Below are 20448 nucleotides of genomic sequence, written 5' to 3' on the forward strand. Positions count from 1 at the left end.
TCATTGCACTTTACTTTCATTGTAGCTCATTTCAAGATAGAATACAGATAGCTTTTTTCGTTATACTGTGTAGATAGACGGCTTTAGCCGCTTAAATCGAAGGGAGATTCTATGCTTAAAATTTTCACAACTCAACTTTCAGGTTTTTTTAAACGAATTGAAGAACAAGAAGAATTCCAATTTGAAGATGCAGCGCGTATTTTAGCACAGGCCTCTGTCGGAGAAGGATTTATCTATATTTATGGTGTAGAAGAAATGCACGCCATTACGCTTGAAGCACTAAGCAGTGCAGAACCTTTAAGTCAGGCAAAAGCTTTGCCTTTACATGAATTAGATCAGCTGACTAGCGTTGATCGCGTACTGCTTGTCTCTCGATTTTCAACAGATAATAAAGCAATGGAAATAGCTGAACGTTTAAAGAAACGGGATATTCCATTTGTTAGCATTGCGGCTGTTCCTAAAGAGATAGCCGAACCTTCTTTAACAGCACTCGCAGATGCTCATATTGATACAAAATTGTTAAAGCCGCTTATTCCTGGAGAAGACGGCTCAAGATTTGGTTTTCCAGCAATGATGGTCGCTTTATACGCGTACTACGGTTTAACTTTCACACTAAAAGAAATCGTAGAAGAATATGAATAAAAAACACGCTGTCTAAAGACAGCGTGTTTTTTATTTCACTTATTTGTTTTGGCCTGACTCCATTGATGCGCGAATAAATTCTCTGAACAATGGTTGCGGTCTTGTTGGACGAGAAGTAAACTCTGGGTGGAATTGCGAAGCCAAGAACCATGGGTGGTCTTTTAGCTCTACAATTTCAATTAAACGGCCGTCTGGGCTTGTACCAGAGAAGATAAAGCCTTTCTCTTCCATTTGTTGACGGTATTCGTTATTAAATTCATAACGGTGACGATGACGCTCATATACCACTTCATCTTGATATGCTTCATATGCAAGCGTATCTTCAGACAATTTACAAGGGTATAGTCCTAAACGCAATGTACCGCCTAGGTCCTCTACGTCTTTTTGTTCTGGTAATAAGTCAATAATTGGATAATTTGTTCCAGGTGCAATTTCCGCTGAATGTGCGCCTTCTAAGCCTAATACATTACGCGCAAACTCAACTGATGCCAGCTGCATACCTAAGCAAATACCTAAGAATGGAACCTTTTGCTCACGTGCATATTGTGTTGCTACAATTTTACCTTCAATTCCACGATCACCAAATCCACCTGGAACTAAGATACCATCTACATCACCAAGTAAATCTTGAACATTTTCTTTTGTTACAAATTCAGAATTTACCCACTTGATGTTTACATCTGCATCGAATGCATATCCAGCATGTTTCATTGCTTCCACGACAGAAATATAAGCATCTTGAAGCTCTACATACTTACCAACCAATGCGATTTTTGTCGTATTTGAAAGTCCTTTTACTTTCTCAACCAATGCTTTCCACTCAGTCATTTCTGCTTCTTTGCAATCTAATTTCAAGTGATCGCATGTGATTTGATCTAAGTGCTGCTCTTGTAGAGATAGTGGAATTTCATATAATGTTTCAGCGTCTGCACACTCAATAACTGCTTTTGGATCAATGTCGCAGAATAAAGCTAGCTTATCTTTCATATCTTCAGAAATTGGCATTTCTGTACGAACAACGATTACGTTTGGCTGAATACCTAAGCTACGTAATTCTTTTACACTATGCTGTGTTGGTTTTGTTTTCATTTCACCAGCGGCTTTTAAATATGGCACAAGTGTACAGTGAATATACATAACGTTGTCACGGCCAATATCGCTTTTGATTTGACGAATAGCCTCTAGGAAAGGAAGTGATTCAATATCTCCTACCGTTCCGCCGATTTCAGTAATAACAACATCTGCGTTTGTTTCTTTGCCTGCACGGAAAACGCGCTCTTTAATTTCATTTGTGATGTGCGGAATAACCTGAACTGTTCCGCCTAAATAATCACCGCGACGCTCTTTTTTCAATACTGTTGAATATACTTTACCTGTTGTTACATTGCTGTAGCGATTTAAGTTGATATCGATAAAACGCTCATAGTGACCTAAGTCTAAGTCTGTTTCCGCGCCGTCATCTGTTACGAATACCTCACCGTGTTGGTATGGACTCATTGTTCCTGGGTCTACGTTAATGTATGGATCAAACTTTTGAATCGTTACGTTCAACCCACGGTTTTTTAATAAACGGCCTAAAGAAGCTGCTGTAATCCCTTTTCCTAGAGATGATACAACACCGCCTGTTACGAAAATATACTTTGTCATCTATACTTCCCCCTCTAAATAATTTGAACTGTACAATATTAAAAGTTTTCACATAAACAATCACAATTCATTCATTGTGCATGCGAAATTATAAGAAACCTTATGAATGTGAAACGTTCAAGAACCAAAAGAAAGTTTCTATCAAGGATTTATAAGAACATATCGGGGTGTAAAACATTGATACATAAAATAAAAAAATTGCTCCCAATACCAAAACTGGATTGGGAGCAATAGTCTATTTTAAATAAAAACTTTTTAAATGCTTGTTTAAAGAGCCCAAAAAAGATTCTACCTACTTCGCTTGAAAAAGTCAAGAAGGATTATTTTTCTTTTTCGTCCTCATAATCGTCTTCTTCATCTTCCTCATCATCGTCTAGATCATCTTCTAAATCGTCAAAATCGTCTTCTGCAAGATCATCTTCATCTTCTTCTAGCTCGTCGATGTCTTCAAAATCTTCTTCTTCGTCTAGATCGTCAACATCTTCATAATCTAAATCTTCTTCTAGATCATCAAAGTCTTCAACTTCTTCAACAACAGCTTTTTTCGCTTTTTTCTTTTTAGGTTTTGCAACCGGAATAACTTCTTCTTCAGCCTGGTCAAAAGGATACCATCCACGAAGACCCCAGTGGTTGTCCCCTACTGTTAAAAAGCGACCATCAATATTAATATCTGTATAAAACTGAGCTAATCTCGTTTTTAATTCTTGATCTGACATTTCCGCTGCTGCTTTAATTTCAGCAATAATTTCTTGGAATGACATTGCTTGACGATCTGTTTTTTCTTCTAGAAGCGCGTAAGCAATCTCAATCATCGACATTTCTTTTAAATCCGTTTTTGAGTACTGTGCTAAACTCAAATCTGGCACATCCTTTCTATGGCTATGTATATCGAAAATCTATTAAATCAATTCATCATATGTGTAAATGATGGAAACGAATAAATACATACCATTCATTATAAACAAATTCAATACATTTATGCTAGCCTCGTTTCTAAAATTCTCGAGAATTTCGCATAAAACAACGAAAAAATAGACATTTTATTACTATAATACATTCTACTTGATATACCAACAGCATCCTTTGACCAAAAGGAATTCACCATCAGTTGTTCTGAGTCCGTTAGGGTTAAGTCTATAAAAGCCGCGATGACCAAAAATGGTCATCGCGGCTTTTAATATATCACTATATACTAACGATACATTATTACATATTTCGACGATATTGCCCACCGCATTCATATAAAGCTCGCGTAATTTCTCCTAAGCTGGCTACTTTAACGGTCTCCATTAACTCTTTGAAAATGTTCTCTCCTTCTGTTGCAGCTTTCTTTAACCTTTTCAGCGCATCTTCTCTTTTTTCTTTATGCTGCTGTTGAAACTTCTGAAGCTGATTAATTTGATGATTTTTTTCTTCTTTTGATGCGCGGGCTAACTGCATGTCATCAACTGAGGAATTTTCCTCTTCATTTGGATTAATATACGTATTTACTCCTATAATAGGTAAATCTCCCGTATGTTTTTGCATCTCATATTCCATCGATTCATCTTGAATCTTACCTCGCTGATACTGCATTTCCATCGCACCTAAAACGCCGCCTCGATCATTTAAGCGTTGGAACTCAGCCAATACCGCTTCTTCTACCAAGTCTGTTAGTTCATCAATAATAAAAGAGCCCTGTAGTGGATTTTCATTTTTAGTTAATCCATGCTCTTTTGTAATGATTAATTGAATGGCCATCGCTCTTCGTACAGATTCCTCTGTCGGCGTTGTAATTGCTTCATCATACGCATTGGTATGAAGAGAGTTGCAGTTGTCATGAAGGGCCATTAAGGCTTGTAGCGTCGTACGTATATCATTAAAGTTAATTTCCTGTGCATGAAGCGATCGGCCGGATGTTTGAATATGATACTTAAGCTTTTGACTGCGTTCATTCGCGCCGTATTTATCACGCATCACAATTGCCCAGATTCTTCTCGCTACACGTCCAATAACTGTGTATTCAGGATCAAGTCCATTACTAAAGAAAAACGATAAATTAGGAGCAAAATCATCAATGTGCATGCCTCGACTCAAGTAATATTCCACGTACGTAAAGCCGTTGGCCAATGTAAACGCGAGCTGAGAAATCGGGTTAGCCCCTGCTTCAGCTATATGATAGCCTGAAATAGAAACAGAATAATAGTTGCGCACTTTCTCGTCAATAAAGTACTGCTGAATATCTCCCATCATTTTCAATGCAAATTCCGTGGAAAAAATACACGTATTTTGCCCTTGATCTTCTTTTAAAATATCCGCTTGAACGGTTCCTCTCACTTGTTTCAACGTACCCGATTTTACGTCCTCGTATTCCTCTTCTGTTAAAGGACGCTTCATCTCCTCTTCCTTCTTCTCCACCTGCTGACAGATAGCTGTATTCATAAACATAGCTAGTAATATTGGAGCCGGCCCATTGATCGTCATCGAAACGGAAGTCGACGGATGGCAAAGATCAAATCCCTTATACAAGAGTTTCATATCATCAAGCGTACAGACATTTACGCCGCTTTCGCCAATTTTCCCGAAGATATCCGGCCTTGGATCCGGATTTTCTCCATAAAGCGTTACAGAATCAAACGCTGTACTTAAACGCTTAGCGTCATCATCTTTTGACAAATAGTGAAAGCGGCGATTCGTTCGTTCTGGTGTTCCTTCGCCTGCGAATTGGCGCTTAGGATCTTCTCCTTTTCGTTTAAACGGAAAAACACCTGCTGTATAAGGAAACGCACCTGGCACATTTTCTTTATAAAGAAAACGAAGAACTTCCCCGTATTCTTCAACTTTTGGAAGGGCCACGCGCGGAATACGCAGTCCCGATAGGGTATCAACTTGCAGAGAGGTTTTAATTTCTTTATTTCTTATCTTTGTAATAAGTTCTTCTTGCCGATACTGACTTTTTAATTTAGGCCAGTTTTCCAGCTTTTCAATCGATTCAGCCGTTAGCCGTTTTTGATATTTCTCCTTTAGCTGAGTGAGCTCTTGCTTGGCCGTTTCTGTTTCCACTTCTTCCAAAGCACCCTCTAGCTGATAAAATTTACGCGCTGTTTGCACTTGAACATCCGTATTGCGGTGATAAGAGCGAACGCTGTTTACAATCTCCTGTAAATATTGCTGTTGATCATTAGGAATGATGGTATATTTCTTTTCACTTACGCGCTCTGATGATTTTTCTACGTGCCAAGACGTACGGCATGTTTGATGCAGATGATTTACAAGATCTTCAAATAAAATATTTGTTCCCCCGTCGTTGAACTGACTCGCAATTGTTCCGTAAATTGGCATCGTAGAGAGATTATTTTCAAACAGCTGATGATTACGCTGATATTGACGCTGCACTTGTTTTTTTGCGTCTTCGGAACCTTTTTTTTCAAATTTATTGATTACAATAAAGTCTGCGTAATCAATCATTTCAATCTTTTCTAACTGCGACGGCGCGCCAAATTCGCTTGTCATTACATACAGAGAGACGTTTGCAATATCTTTGACTTGAGCATCAGCTTGCCCGATGCCGCTTGTTTCGACAATGATAATGTCGAAACCCGCTTTTTTCACGACGGCAATTCCATCTCGAATGGCCGCCGATAGCTCATGTCCAGATGAGCGCGTGGCCAAACTTCTCATATACACACGAGGAGACGCTGCGATGTTCATGCGAATTCGATCCCCAAGAAGCGCTCCTCCGGTTTTTTGTTTAGTTGGATCGACGGATAAGACAGCTACATGAATATCTGGAATATGTTCAATAAACCTTCTTACTAATTCATCCGTAAGTGAACTTTTCCCCGCTCCTCCCGTTCCTGTGATTCCAATAACCGGTATTTTTTGATCCGTCTCGCTTTCGATTACACTTCCTCGGATTTCTTCAAGAGCGGCTGCATGCTCTTTTGTGTATTCATAGGCTTCATTTTCAGCGCATGTAATAAGCTGGGCAATTAAACGGTTATTAGCCGGCGTTAAGGTTCGATCCTTCGGCAGTGCAGGGGGATTTGTGTAATAACAATCATCGATCATGAATTGAATCATGCCTTCTAACCCCATTTTTCGTCCATCTTCCGGAGAAAAGATTTTAGAAATGCCGTAATCATGAAGCTCTTGAATCTCACTCGGAATAATGACCCCTCCTCCTCCTCCATAAATTTTAATATGAGAAGCCTGTTGTTCTTGGATTAAATCATACATATACTTAAAATATTCTACGTGGCCGCCTTGATAAGAAGAAATAGCAATCCCCTGAACATCCTCTTGTATGGAAGCGTTAACAATTTCTTCAACAGATCGGTTATGCCCCAGGTGAATGACTTCTACCCCCTTGGCTTGAAGAATTCGTCTCATAATATTAATGGACGCGTCGTGGCCGTCAAACAGGCTAGAAGCGGTTAAAAAACGAAGCGGTCTTTTGCTTGTATTCAAACTGTCTCCCCCTCACACAGTTGTTGAAATGAAAAATTTTTAAGTAAAAAATCTAACTGCATATTTGTATATTCTTCTAATGAATAATGCTTTTGCAGCCACCATCTGCGAAATGCCCACATCTGACCTTGAACAAATAAATGATGAGCGAACAGCGAAATTTCTTTATCCGTAAGTGCAAATTGATTGTTTTCTACGCAGCCTTCGATAATAACCTTAAACATTTCAACCATATCCAGCTCTTTTTTTAATACATATGGAAGCGCATCTTTAGACAGCGATTTCGCTTCTTGGTACATGACTAATACTTCATCTTGAAGCTCATCCACAACTTTAAAATAGTGCTGAATCGCTTGTTGAAGCTCAGAGATTGTATAACGATCCACTACCATCTCTTCTAATCTCTCTCTCACTTCATCATAAATATTGTCACATACAAGATATAAAACATCTTCTTTAGACTGAATATATTCGTAAAGCGTACCAATGCTAAACCCAGCGGCTTTGGCAATCTCCCTTGTTGTTGTTCGGTGAAAACCTTTTTCCTTAAATAGCGTGACGGCCCCTTTAATCATTTGATTACGACGCTCTACAATCAGCTTTTCATCTTTAATGGATGTGAGAACTTCTCTCTTTTTCATTTTTTCACCTCTCCTACAACAAGTGTTTTATTTAGCAAGATACCTAGAAATGACAAGACGCTGAATTTCTTGTGTGCCTTCATAAATTTGCGTGATTTTTGCATCTCTCATAAAACGTTCTACTGGATAATCTTTTGTATAACCGTATCCTCCAAATACTTGAACAGCTTCTGTCGTTACTTTCATTGCTGTATCCCCGGCATATAATTTTGACATGGCTGATTCTTTGCCATATGGCAGCCCTTGAGACTCCAGCCAAGCAGCTTGATAGGTTAACAGTCTGGCAGCTTCTATACTCGTGGCCATGTCAGCTAGCTTAAAAGCAATTCCTTGCTGAGAAATAATTGGCTTACCAAATTGCTGACGTTCCTTGGCATAAGCTACGGCCGCATCTAATGCCCCTTGAGCAATTCCTACAGCCTGCGCTGCAATGCCATTTCGGCCGCCATCTAGTGTCATCATCGCAACTTTAAATCCTTCTCCTTCATTTCCCAGCAAATTTTCTTTTGGAACACGGCAGTCCTCGAAAATAATTTCTGTGGTAGGTGAAGAGCGAATACCCAGTTTCTTTTCTTTTTTACCAACTGAAAATCCCGGCATATCTTTTTCAATAATAAAAGCGCTCGTGCGTTTTTCATTGGGGTCGATGCGAGCAAATACGACGTAAATATCCGCTTCGCCGCCGTTTGTAATAAAGATTTTAGAACCATTTAAAATATAATCTTCTCCGTCCTTTACAGCGAGCGTTCTCATTCCTCCTGCGTCTGATCCAGCACTCGGTTCGGTTAATCCATAAGCACCTATTTTCTCACCCGTTGCCATAGGTTTCAGGTATTTTTGTTTTTGTTCTTCTGTTCCGAATGTATAGATTGGCCAGCCGGCTAGAGAAGTATGAGCCGACAACGTAACGCCTGTCGATGCACATACTCTAGACAGTTCCTCAACGGCAATGCAATATGCTAGATAGTCACTGCCAATTCCTCCGTATTGCTCCGGCCATGGAATACCTGTTAATCCTAGATCAGCCATTTGCGTAAAGATTCCTCTGTCAAAACGTTCTTCTTCATCTCGTTGTGCAGCTGTCGGAGCCACTTCGTTTTTGGCAAAGTCCCGCACCATTTTTCGAATCATTTCGTGTTCTTCTGAAAGTTTAAAAAACATGATTATTCCCCCCTATAATTGACTGCTAATGACGATGCGCTGAATTTCGCTTGTACCTTCGTAGATTTCGCATACTTTGGCATCGCGAAAATACCTCTCTACTGGATAATCTTTCATATAACCATAGCCTCCCAAAACTTGAATCGCATCGATTGCTACATTCATCGCTGTTTGGGAAGCAAACAATTTCGCCATTGAGGCTTCTTTTTTACAAGGAAGTTTTTGATCATATAAAAAAGCCGCTCTATACATTAAAAGCTTCGCTGATTCAACAGCCGTTTCCATATCAGCCAGTTTAAAGGCAATACCCTGCTGAGATAAAATCGGTTTTCCGAATTGATATCGTTCATTTGCATAGTTTTTAGCTGCCGTTAACGCACCTTCAGCAATTCCTACCGCCTGAGCAGCAATACCAATTCTTCCGGCATTTAAATTAGCCATCGCAATTCGAAAGCCTTCTCCTTCTTCTCCGAGACGATTTTCTACAGGCACCTGCATATTTTCAAAGTGCAGTTGAACCGTTCGAGAACCGTGAAGACCCATCTTATGTTCATCTTTTCCTACTGAAAATCCCTCCATCGTCTTTTCAACGATAAAAGCGCTCATCCCTCTCGACCCGCGTTCGGGGTTCGTTTTAGCAAATACAATATACGTATCCGCTTCTCCACCGTTTGTAATGAAAAGCTTTGAGCCATTTAAAAGATAGTGGTCTCCTTTTCGTTCTGCCTTTGTTTTTAAGCTTGCAGCATCAGACCCTGCACTAGGTTCTGTTAAACAAAAAGCACCTAAATATTTACCTGTCGCCAGTTTTTTTACATATTTTTGTTTTTGATCTTCCGTCCCAAATACGACAATAGGATTCGTACCTACAGAAGTATGAACAGACAAAATGACGCCGAGGGCTGGACTTACTTTTGATATTTCGTGGATGGCAATCATGTACGACACAAAGTCCAGTCCGCCCCCTCCGTATACTTGAGGAACGGGAATGCCCATCAGACCCAGATCAGCCATCTGCTTTAATAAACCTCGAGGAAATTCACCCTTTTCCATGTTTGGCACAGCCGCAGCGACTTCTTTTTCACTAAAATCAGCTACCATCTTTTTAATCATGTGTTGTTCAGATGTAAAAAAGATCATTTCGCCACTCCTTTATGTTTCGTACGTAAAAAATCCTTTTCCTGTTTTTCGACCAAGCCACCCTGCCTTTACATATTTCCTAAGCAATGGACAAGGCCGATATTTGTCATCACCAAATCCTTTATGAAGCGTTTCCATAATAAACAAACATGTATCGAGGCCGATGAAATCTGCTAATGTCAAAGGTCCCATTGGATGGTTCATTCCTAGTTTCATCACTTGATCAATATCCTCTTCGTTTGCTACACCTTCATAGAGCGTAAACACTGCTTCGTTAATCATTGGCATTAAAATTCGATTTGAAACAAACCCTGGAAAATCATGAACTTCCACCGGGGTTTTATTTAATTTTTTCGTTGTTTCATAGACTGCTTGATACACTTCATCGGTAGTAGCCAGCCCTCTAATAATTTCAACGAGTTTCATCACCGGAACAGGATTCATAAAGTGCATGCCAATTACTTTTTCAGGTCGAGTGGTCACAGCTGCAATTTCAGTAATAGGAAGCGAAGACGTGTTGGTTGCTAAAACAGTATGATTTGGGGCTAACGAATCCAACTCCGCAAAAATGGCTTGCTTGACTTCCATCTTTTCCACAACCGCTTCGACAATTAAATCTGCTTTTTGTGCTGCTGTTATTTCGTTTGCCAGGTGAAGGCGCTCCATAATTTCTTCATATTCCTTAGCTGAGAGAGAACCTTTTCCCACCTGCTTTTTCAGACGTTTATCAATACCTTCTATTCCTTTTTGTGTATTTTTTTGATCAACGTCATACAAAGAAACTTGATATCCGCTCGCAGCAAATACTTGCGCAATGCCTGCTCCCATCTGACCTGCTCCAATAACCATAACTGTTTCAATATTCAAGTCGGTATCCCCCTTTTATACTTCTACCATGATGGCATCACCTTGGCCGCCGCCGCTGCAAATAGAAGCAATGCCTAGTCCGCCGCCTCTTCGTCTTAATTCATGAATGAGCGTTACAACAATACGGGCGCCGCTTGCTCCAATCGGATGTCCAAGTGCTACAGCCCCGCCGTTCACATTTACTTTTTCAGCCGGAAGCCCTGCAATTTCCATACTCATCAACGCTACTGCTGAAAAAGCTTCATTGATTTCAAACAGCGCAATATCGTCTACTGTCTTATTTGTTTTTTGCAATAGCTTGTTAATAGCAAACCCAGGCGTTTTCGGAAACTCCCTTGGCTCCATCGCAAGAGAAGTATGGTTTATAATCGTAGCCAACGGCTCATAGCCATTTGCTTTCGCCACATCTTCATCCATTAGCATGAGCGCAGCTGCTCCGTCATTCACGCTAGGTGCATTTCCTGCTGTAATGGTTCCACTGTGGCCAAATACAGGCCGAAGAGACGAGAGTTTTTCTAATGACGTATCTTTTCTTGGTCCTTCATCTTTTTGAACCGTTATCGTTCCTTTTTTAGACGGAATATCAACTGAAATTCTTTCTGCATCCCATCTCCCTTTTTCTTCTGACTCTACTGCTAATTGATGACTGCGAAGCGCCCATTCATCCTGCTTTTCTCGGGAAATATCCATTTCAGAAGCGATTTCATTTCCATACGTACCCATTTGAACCCCTGTAAAGCTGCATGTCAAACCGTCATGAACCATCAAATCCGTCACAACGCTATCTCCCATACGGAACCCCCACCTTGCTTTTGGAAGAAGATACGGTGCATTACTCATCGATTCCATTCCACCTGCAATGATTGTTTTTGCTTCTCCTAATCGAATCAGCTGATCAGCAGTTGTAATACTGCGCATACCTGATGCACAAACTTTATTAATGGTTTCCGTCTCTACTTGCCACGGTAAACCTGCATAATGCATGGCTTGCCTAGAAGGTAGCTGTCCTTGGCCCCCTTGCAGCACGCACCCCATAATAACGGAATCAATTTCTGTACGTCCCTTTGATGCTGCTTGAATCGCTTTCCCGCCTAGTTCTGCCGCTTTTAGTCCGCTTACACTGCCACCTAATTTTCCAAAAGGTGTTCGAACTGCACTCACAATAACTGTTTTCCCCATTATTGTTTCCTCCCCTTTTTCCTAATCTTTGTCCTTGCCGATTGAACGCTTGCTCAATTTCCTTTCTGTAAAAAGTAGAGATGAATACCATCTCTACTTCTCCTTTATGAAACCTGTTCTTGCACGTCACCATAAATTGACTTTTCAAGCAGTTCTGCTACGTCATACGTATGAACCTTTTCTTCTACTTCTTTTGCTTTTGTTCCGTCACTTAGCATCGTTAAGCAGTACGGACAACCTGAACTGATAATGCTTGGGTTAACGGCCAAGGCTTGTTCCGTGCGCGCTACGTTAATGCGCTGGCCGGTCGTTTCTTCCGTCCACATTAACCCTCCTCCTGCTCCACAGCACATACCATTTTCACGGTTGCGTTCCATTTCAATCAAACTAACACCTGGAATCGCTTTCAAAATTTCTCTCGGTGGACTGTATACTTCGTTATATCTTCCTAAATAACAGGAATCATGGAAGGTAATTTTTTCATTAACCGCATGTTTTGGTGTCAGCTTACCTTCTTTCACCAACACAGCTAATAATTCTGTGTGATGATACACTTCTCCTTCAAAACCGAAATCTGGATATTCATTTTTGAAGATATTATAAGCATGTGGATCAATCGTAACAATTTTTTTGATTTCATTTTTTTCAAATTCAGCGATATTTTTAGAAGCTAACTCTTGGAATAAAAATTCATTGCCCAACCTGCGGGGCGTATCACCAGAATTTTTTTCTTTATTTCCTAAAATCGCAAATGAAACACCAGCTTCATTGAGAAGCTTAGCAAACGATAGAGCGATTTTTTGGCTGCGGTTATCATAAGATCCCATCGAACCTACCCAGAACAAATACTCAAACGTTTCACCAGCTTTACTTACTTCTTTAACAGTCGGAATGTGAACATCCTCTCTTACATGTCGCCATTCTTCACGCTCTTTTCGGTTTAATCCCCAAGGGTTTCCTTGACGTTCAATATTCGTCATGGCACGCTGAGCATCCGCGTCCATCTTTCCTTCAGTTAATACTAAAAAACGTCGTAAATCTATGATTTTATCTACATGCTCGTTCATTACGGGACATTGATCTTCACAGTTTCGGCACGTTGTACATGCCCAAATTTCTTCTTCCGTAATGACATCTCCGATTAAAGCGGGATTATATTCCGCTGTTGCTGCAGCCTCTGCTCCGCCTTGGCCGGCCGCCATCATCGCCAGCTGATTTCCTTTTGTTTTGGAGAATGCATACGTAGGAACCCAAGGTGCCTTGGATGTCACAACCGCTCCTTTTTCTGTTAAGTGATCGCGCATCTTTAAAATTAAATCCATTGGAGATAAAATTTTCCCTGTACCCGTTGCCGGACACATATTCGTACATCGACCGCATTCCACACAGGCATATAAATCAATAAGCTGATGCTGCGTGAATTCTTCAATCTTTCCAACCCCAAACGTCTCCTGGGTCTCGTCTTCAAAATCAATCTTTTCAAGCTTACCTGGCTTAGAAACACGGTTAAAAAATACATTAGCCGGTCCAGCCAGTAAATGAGCATGTTTTGATTGAGGAACATATACTAAAAACGTCAATAACACGGCTAAGTGAATCCACCATGAAACATAAAAAATGGAGATAGCGGCAATATCATTGATTCCCTTAAACAAGATCGCAATCGATGACGCAATCGGTTCTGTCCATGACGGTTCATGATTATGCCAGATGATTGACATACCGTTTCCGACAAGCACTGACAGCATAAGTGCTCCAATAAAAATCAGTACTAAACCAGATTTAAACCCTCTTTTTAAACGCACAAGCTTTTCTACGTAGCGACGGTGAAAAGCCCAGACAACTGCTACTAAAATCAAAAGTGTCACAATTTCTTGAAAAAATGTAAAACCGGGATATAAAGGTCCAAGCGGCAAATGTTTACCTGGAAGCAAACCTTTTATAATGAAGTCTAACGCGCCGAACTGAACCAAAATAAACCCATAAAAAAACATGACGTGCATAATTCCACTTTTTTTATCTTTTAACAGCTTCTTTTGTCCAAACACGTTCACCCAAATTTTTTGCAGTCTTTCTTTTAACCGCTGATCAAATTCAACTTTTTTCCCTAATTGAATATACTCAATGCGTGTGCGAATTAAATATACAAACAAAGAAGCAGCGTAAGCGGTTACAATAATAAAAAAGAGAAAATTCACCCACAGCAACCCTGTCATCTCGTCCCCTCCTTGAATAGTTTGTTACCTTTCTTTCCTCCTGACGACTAAATTTTCTGATAATATATCTGTTTTCATTGTATATAATGAATGAGCATTCAGTCAATATCTTTTCGTTCTTTTGTTCATATTCTATTTAAACAAGGTGACACTAAGAACAACATAAAATGTATTTACATCGGGAAAAGAGGTGACATGATGAGCGGCATGGTTGTAATTTTACTTTTTATTATTTTTATTGCTTGGCTTGCAATTGACCTTGGCGTTGGAAAGAAAGTATTTTCTCAGGCTGAAAATACATTTCCAAAGCGCCGTGCTTCTCTTTTTTTGTTCGCAGACGGGAATGTCTTGTATAAAGATCTATTTCACGAAATAGAAAATGCCTCTTCGTTTATCCATTTATCGTTTTACATCGTACAAAATGATGAAATTAGTCAAGATTTTTTAGATTTACTAGTCCAAAAAGCACAGCAAAATATTGAAGTCCGGTTATTGGTAGACCGTGTGGGAAGCTATAAAATCAAGAAAAACAAAATTGCATTCTTAAAGAAACAAGGTGTTCATTTTGCTTACAGTCGAACGCTACGATGGCCTTATTTGTTTTATACACTCAACGCACGCAATCACCGTAAAATGGCCGTTATTGATGGGAAAGTTGGCTACATTGGCGGTTTTAATATCGGAAGAGAATATTTAGGACTCGACGCCAAGCTTGGAGTGTGGAAAGATTACCACCTGCGTATGGAAGGTAAAGGTATCCAAGATCTTCAAATACAGCTGTTGAGCGACTGGTATGCTGCTACCGGCATAGACCTGCGTAAAGTGGAAAGATACTTTCCACCAACCTCTGAAGGAGACTATGTTATTCAGCTACAGTCAACTGAAGGTTTTTCACTTGAAGAAAGCTTTTTATCGATTATCAACCAAGCCAATAGGGAATTGTACATAGGTACTCCTTATTTTATTCCAAGTGAACCTTTGATGAATGCTTTATTGCAAGCTCGAGCACGGGGAGTACAAGTTCATATATTGATTCCAATGCGTGCAGATCAACCGCTTGTTCATCATGCTGCATTTGCCTATCTTCCTACATTACTTCAAGCAGGCTGCATGATTTATCAATATTATTACGGTTTTTACCACGCAAAAGTATTAATTGCAGACAATGTTATCTGCGATGTAGGAACGGCTAATTTTGATAAAAGAAGCTTGTTCTTAAACGCTGAAATTAACTGTTTAATCTACGATGCCACATACATTGAAGAGGTAAAGAACAGCTTTAAAGCTTGTATGGGGGAATGCCCAGTTTTGTCTTTAGAAGACGTCAAAAACCGAAAATGGAGTGAAAAACTAAAGCAAGGATTTGCAACCTTTATTTCTCCGTTACTTTAATGAACGAAAAGAGGAAAATTTATAATGAAAATTAGATTTGGCTATGTATCACATGCCCTGTCGCTTTGGGACTGCTCACCTGCGAAGACTCTCACGTTTACTAGATGGAAAAAAATGAAAAAAGATGAGAGGCTGGATAAGCTTCATTACGTCACAAAACAAAATTTGAATCATACTAAGCGCGCTTTACATTTTAATATTGCCCATGAAATTATGCTGTATCGATTATCATCTTCTCTTGTTCCTTTAGCTACTCATCCTGAAGTAGATTGGAATTACATTGATGCGTTCCAAGACGATTGGTCAGAGATAGGAGAATTGATTCGGAATCATCAGCTGCGCGTGAGTTTTCACCCCAATCAGTTCACATTATTTACAAGCGACAAAAAACATATTACAGAAAATGCGGTAAAAGATATGGATTATCACTATAGAATGCTTGAAGCGATGGGAGTAGCCGATCAAGCTCTTATTAATATTCATGTAGGAGGAGCCTATGGCAATAAAGAAAAGGCGATCGGTCGATTTCATGAAAACATTCAAACGCTGCCACCTGTCATTAAAAAGCGCATGACTCTTGAAAATGATGATAAAACATACACAACTGAAGAAACGTTAGCTGTATGCGAAAAAGAGAAAGTCCCTCTCCTCTTTGATTATCACCACCACAAAGCAAATGAAGGAGAAGAACCTCTTGCATTATTGCTCCCTCGTATCTTTGACACGTGGAAACATATCGGGTTAAAACCAAAAATACATATCTCTTCTCCTAAATCTGAAAAAGAATTCAGAAGTCACTCTGATTATGTCTCAACTGATTTTATCGCACCTTTTTTGCAAATAGCTAAAGATATTGGAAAAGATTTTGACGTAATGATTGAAGCAAAGTTAAAAGATAAAGCGCTGCTAAAATTAGTGGAAGATTTAGCATCAATGAGAGGAGTAAAGCGTACGGGAGGTGCCACGCTTGTTTTTTAAATTAAAAAAGAGCCAAGAGGCTCTTTTTTTGTTACATTTTTTCGGGTGCTGAAACACCAATTAGTTTTAAGGAGTTTTGAAGCGTTACTTGAACAGCTTTCACTAGTTCAATACGCGCTTTACTTGTTTCTATATTATCGCTGTCTAATACTTTTTCTGCATTATAGAAGCTATGGAACGTAGAAGCAAGATCAAATACATAGTTTGTAATGCGGTGCGGAATACGTTTTGTTGCTGCTTCCGCTACGGCCTGAGGGAACTCTCCGATTTTCTTCAGCAGTTCCGTTTCTTTTTCTGCACTAATTAATGAAAGGTCAGCGCCAGATGTTGATTGAATCCCCATCTCTTCACCTTGACGAAGAATACTGCAAATACGAGCATGAGCATACTGCGCGTAGTATACAGGGTTTTCATTAGATTGAGAAACAGCTAAATCTAAATCAAAGTCTAAATGTGTATCCGCACTTCTCATCGCAAAGAAGTAGCGAGTTGCATCAAGGCCTACCTCTTCTACTAGATCACGCATTGTTACTGCTTTACCTGTACGTTTGCTCATCTTCATTTTTTCGCCATTTTGATACAGTTGAACCATCTGAATGATTTCTACTTCAAGCGTATCTTTTTCATAACCAAGCGCTTGAATCGCCGCTTTCATACGAGGAATATATCCATGGTGGTCGGCTCCCCAAATGTTAATTAGCTTATCAAATCCGCGTTGAATTTTGTCTTGGTGATACGCAATATCTGGTGTTAAGTACGTAAATGAACCGTCATTTTTAATTAACACACGGTCTTTATCATCACCAAATGTCGTAGAACGGAACCACGTAGCACCTTCTTCTTCATATACATGACCTTGTTTTTTCAGGGTTTCAAGTGCAACTGATATTTTATCATTTTTATAAAGAGACGTTTCAGAATACCATACGTCAAATTTCACACGGAACTGTTCAAGATCACGCTTTAATTTAGCTAACTCATAATCTAACCCGTATTGACGGAAGAATTCAAATCGCTCTTCTTCAGAGGCATTTACATACTTGTCTCCGTGCTCTTTTGCTAGCTCTTTTCCGATGTTTATAATGTCAGCACCATGATAGCCGTCTGCAGGCATTTCTTTCTCTAAACCAAGAGCCTGCATGTAGCGTGCTTCTACTGAATAAGCCAGGTTATTAATTTGATTACCAGCATCATTAATATAGTATTCACGTGACACATCGTAACCTGCTTTTTCAAGAACATTACATAATGAGTCTCCAACTGCAGCACCGCGGGCATGTCCTAAATGTAAATCCCCTGTCGGATTAGCTGAAACAAACTCAACTTGTATTTTTTGTCCGTTCCCTACGTTTGTTTGACCGTACGCTTCACCAGCTTTTACAATCGTTGGGATAAGCTCTGTTAAATAAGAGTTATTCATATAAAAGTTGATGAATCCAGGGCCTGCAATGTCAATTTTCTCGATAGATGCTTTTGATTTATCGAAGTTTGCTACAAGCTCTTCAGCGATAACACGCGGTGCTTTTTTGGCAATACGAGCTAGCTGCATAGCCATATTGGTAGAATAATCACCATGTGTTTTATCTTTTGGGGTTTCTAATAGAACTTCTGGAAGTTCTGCTTTTTCAGCAAGTCCTGCTTTGACCACAGCATCTTGAATTTCAGCTTTTAATTTTTGCTGCACTTGTTCGACGATGTTCATTTTTTCTCCTCCTTGAATGTAATGGTTAACGCATATTTCCCGGTAGGCTGACCCTGTACTTCTAGATCATACGTTAAAAATAATCGACCCTTTTGAGTCATTTGTTTATATTCAATGTTATGAGCGAATGTCAGTAAATCCATACGTCCATAAGGGCTTATATAAGTTCCTTCGATCTGTACCTTTTTACGAAACGATTGCTTCATTTGAACAGCACCGGTTCGATTAATTGATACTTCATCTTCGCTAATTTTCACCATTGTTCTAATATCTCCGATTTCCTCTTGGCGCTCTGTGTATGTAAGATAAATTTTCGATCCTTTTTCATAATACATACCTTTTGCATTTACCGATGTTGTCTCTTTTCGGTGACCATCGCGGATATCCGTCACAATTTTAACTTCAATGGGTTTCTTGACTTCTGAAGCGTTACTCACAAAAGACACTTCCTTATTAAAATGAATACGTTATAACTTAAATAGTATAAACATTCTAAAGAAAGAATTCAATAATACTTCAAAGGAAATATGATAGATACGCCGAGAATTCACCTTTTTACAGTACGTGACGCATTCACATATTCCAAATAAAAAAGGCAGCCACAGCGGCCGCCTTTTACTTTATTTATTTCTTTTGTACCCAGCCTAAGATCATTTCGCGAATAAGCTTGCTTGCTGTATTAGCTGTTTGTTCAGACGGATCATAAATTGGAGCTACTTCTACTAAATCTCCTCCGACAATGCGAAGATCTGATTTAGCAATTGCGTGAATAGAAGCTAAAAGCTCTTTTGATGTGATACCGCCCGCATCTACTGTTCCTGTACCAGGAGCGTGCGCTGGATCTAATACATCGATATCAATTGTTACATAAACAGGACGACCTGCAAGTGTTGGTAGAATCTCTTTTAACGGCTCTAGAACTTCAAATTTTGAAATATGCATGCCGTTTTCTTTTGCCCATTGAAATTCTTCTTTCATTCCTGAGCGAATACCAAATGAATAAACATTCTCCGGTCCGATTAGTTCTGCAACTTTACGAATCGGAGTGGAATGAGAAAGTGGTTCTCCTTCATACTCTTCACGAAGGTCTGTATGAGCATCCATATGGATAATGGCCAAATCCGGATATTTTTTAGACATAGCTTTCATAACAGGCCAAGAAACCAAATGCTCTCCGCCCATGCCTAATGGGAACTTGTCTGCTGCTAAAAGCTGGTCGATATACTCTTCAATCATATTTAAGCTGCGCTGAGGATTCCCAAATGGAAGTGGAATATCTCCTGCATCAAAATATTTTACTTCCTCTAGCTCTCGATCTAAATACGGGCTGTATTCTTCTAATCCAATTGATACTTCACGAATACGAGTTGGGCCAAATCGTGAACCTGGACGATAGCTAACTGTCCAGTCCATTGGCATTCCGTAAAGAACCGCTTCACTTTCTTCAAAAACAGGGTGACTGCCGATAAATACATTACCTGAATAAGCTTCATCAAAACGCATATTTTGTTCCTCCTTCATTATTCATAGAAAAGATGCCAGCCTTAAACCTCTGGCATCTCACTTGTATGTGGTAACTTATTTAATAAGATCTTGCACAAATTTAGGTAAAGCAAATGCGGCTTTGTGCAATTCTTTTGTGTAATACTTTGTATCAATATCGAAGAAACGATCTTCGCTTACTTCTAATGGATCATGTTTCTTTGAACCCATTGTAAATGTCCATAAACCGCTTGGATATGTTGGAATATTTGCTACGTATAGACGTGTAATCGGGAAGATTTCTCTTACATCACGCTGAACATTTGAGATGAGCTCTGGCGTGAACCAAGGATTGTCCGATTGAGCAACAAAGATACCATCTTCTTTAAGTGCTTTTGAGATACCTGCATAGAATCCTTTTGTAAATAAATTCACAGCTGGCCCTACTGGCTCTGTTGAATCCACTAAAATGACATCGTATTCGTTCTCGCTTTTAGCAATGTGCATAAATCCGTCATCTACTTGTACATCAACACGCGGATCTTCTAGTTTGCCCGCAATTGAAGGTAAGAATTTTTTTGAGTACTCAATAACTTTTCCATCGATATCAACTAACGTCGCTTTTTTTACGCTTGGGTGTTTTAAGATTTCACGGATTACGCCTCCGTCTCCTCCACCTACAACTAGTACGTTTTCTGGATTTGGATGCGTAAATAACGGTACATGCGCAACCATTTCATGATAAACGAACTCATCTTTTTCCGTTGTCATAACCATACCGTCAAGTAAGAGCATGTTACCAAACTCTTCTGTTTCAACCATGTCTAATTTTTGAAACTCCGTTTGCTCTGTATGTAAAGTGCGATTAATTTTAGCTGTAATACCAAAGTTCTTTGTTTGCTTTTCTGTGAACCATAATTCCATTTCAAACTCTTCCCTTCTATTTTGAGAA

16 protein-coding genes are annotated in these 20448 nt (G+C 39.5%); 3 read left to right on the plus strand and 13 right to left on the minus strand.

All coding sequences use genetic code 11. The annotated features are described in order from the left end of the window. Window positions 1-111: 111 nt before the first annotated feature. A complete protein-coding gene (locus BG04_RS10925; RefSeq protein WP_034648260.1) occupies window positions 112-642 on the plus strand; it encodes a DUF2529 family protein in 531 nt (176 codons plus the stop codon). A 39-nt stretch (window positions 643-681) separates the two neighbouring features. Here the strand turns inward: BG04_RS10925 and BG04_RS10930 are convergent, their stop codons facing one another. From BG04_RS10930 to BG04_RS10970, 9 genes are all read right to left on the minus strand, one after another. Beyond that, window positions 682-2289 carry a CTP synthase gene (locus BG04_RS10930; protein ID WP_034648257.1) on the minus strand — a complete coding sequence of 536 codons (1608 nt, stop codon included), beginning with the start codon at window positions 2287-2289 and terminating at the stop codon, window positions 682-684. A 320-nt stretch (window positions 2290-2609) separates the two neighbouring features. Continuing rightward, on the minus strand, window positions 2610-3146 hold the full coding sequence (gene rpoE / locus BG04_RS10935; protein WP_033580392.1) for a DNA-directed RNA polymerase subunit delta: 537 nt from the start codon (window positions 3144-3146) through the stop codon (window positions 2610-2612). Window positions 3147-3495: 349 nt separating this feature from the next. Beyond that, window positions 3496-6738 carry a fused isobutyryl-CoA mutase/GTPase IcmF gene (gene icmF / locus BG04_RS10940; protein WP_034648251.1) on the minus strand — a complete coding sequence of 1081 codons (3243 nt, stop codon included), beginning with the start codon at window positions 6736-6738 and terminating at the stop codon, window positions 3496-3498. After that, window positions 6735-7379, minus strand: coding sequence for a TetR/AcrR family transcriptional regulator (locus BG04_RS10945; protein ID WP_013085484.1), 645 nt, complete (start codon window positions 7377-7379; stop codon window positions 6735-6737). Before BG04_RS10945 ends, icmF begins: the two co-directional genes overlap by 4 nt. Window positions 7380-7406: 27 nt before the next feature. Continuing rightward, window positions 7407-8540, minus strand: a complete 1134-nt coding sequence (locus tag BG04_RS10950) for an acyl-CoA dehydrogenase (RefSeq protein WP_013059833.1) — start codon at window positions 8538-8540, stop codon at window positions 7407-7409. Between the two features lie 12 nt (window positions 8541-8552). Then, a complete protein-coding gene (locus BG04_RS10955) occupies window positions 8553-9680 on the minus strand; it encodes an acyl-CoA dehydrogenase (RefSeq protein ID WP_016765936.1) in 1128 nt (375 codons plus the stop codon). A 12-nt stretch (window positions 9681-9692) separates the two neighbouring features. After that, window positions 9693-10547: a 3-hydroxybutyryl-CoA dehydrogenase gene (locus BG04_RS10960; RefSeq protein WP_016765937.1), complete on the minus strand. Its 855-nt coding sequence runs from the start codon at window positions 10545-10547 to the stop codon at window positions 9693-9695. A gap of 15 nt (window positions 10548-10562) precedes the next feature. Next, window positions 10563-11726, minus strand: coding sequence for an acetyl-CoA C-acetyltransferase (locus BG04_RS10965; protein ID WP_016765938.1), 1164 nt, complete (start codon window positions 11724-11726; stop codon window positions 10563-10565). Between the two features lie 104 nt (window positions 11727-11830). Continuing rightward, window positions 11831-13942, minus strand: a complete 2112-nt coding sequence (locus BG04_RS10970; protein ID WP_034648248.1) for a (Fe-S)-binding protein — start codon at window positions 13940-13942, stop codon at window positions 11831-11833. Window positions 13943-14137: 195 nt separating this feature from the next. Here BG04_RS10970 and cls point away from each other — a divergent pair, with 195 nt between their 5' ends. Beyond that, a complete protein-coding gene (gene cls, locus BG04_RS10975) occupies window positions 14138-15334 on the plus strand; it encodes a cardiolipin synthase (protein ID WP_236702275.1) in 1197 nt (398 codons plus the stop codon). A gap of 24 nt (window positions 15335-15358) precedes the next feature. Continuing rightward, the gene (gene uvsE / locus BG04_RS10980) at window positions 15359-16312 is read left to right on the plus strand and encodes a UV DNA damage repair endonuclease UvsE (RefSeq protein WP_034648247.1); all 954 of its coding nucleotides are present in this window, start codon (window positions 15359-15361) and stop codon (window positions 16310-16312) included. Between the two features lie 31 nt (window positions 16313-16343). On the opposite strand, the gene argS is transcribed toward uvsE, so the two are convergent. The 4 genes from argS to speE form a co-directional block, all read right to left on the minus strand. After that, window positions 16344-18014 (minus strand): arginine--tRNA ligase, encoded by a 1671-nt coding sequence (gene argS, locus BG04_RS10985; protein WP_034648246.1) that lies wholly within the window; start codon window positions 18012-18014, stop codon window positions 16344-16346. After that, entirely contained in the window at window positions 18011-18451 is a 441-nt protein-coding gene (locus BG04_RS10990) for a YwiB family protein (protein ID WP_014457736.1), read from the minus strand. Before BG04_RS10990 ends, argS begins: the two co-directional genes overlap by 4 nt. A gap of 187 nt (window positions 18452-18638) precedes the next feature. Then, window positions 18639-19517: an agmatinase gene (speB, locus tag BG04_RS10995; protein ID WP_034648244.1), complete on the minus strand. Its 879-nt coding sequence runs from the start codon at window positions 19515-19517 to the stop codon at window positions 18639-18641. A 75-nt stretch (window positions 19518-19592) separates the two neighbouring features. Beyond that, a complete protein-coding gene (gene speE / locus BG04_RS11000) occupies window positions 19593-20420 on the minus strand; it encodes a spermidine synthase (protein ID WP_013059843.1) in 828 nt (275 codons plus the stop codon). Window positions 20421-20448 lie beyond the last annotated feature (28 nt).

The organism is Priestia megaterium NBRC 15308 = ATCC 14581, assembly GCF_000832985.1.
Lineage (GTDB): Bacteria > Bacillota > Bacilli > Bacillales > Bacillaceae_H > Priestia > Priestia megaterium.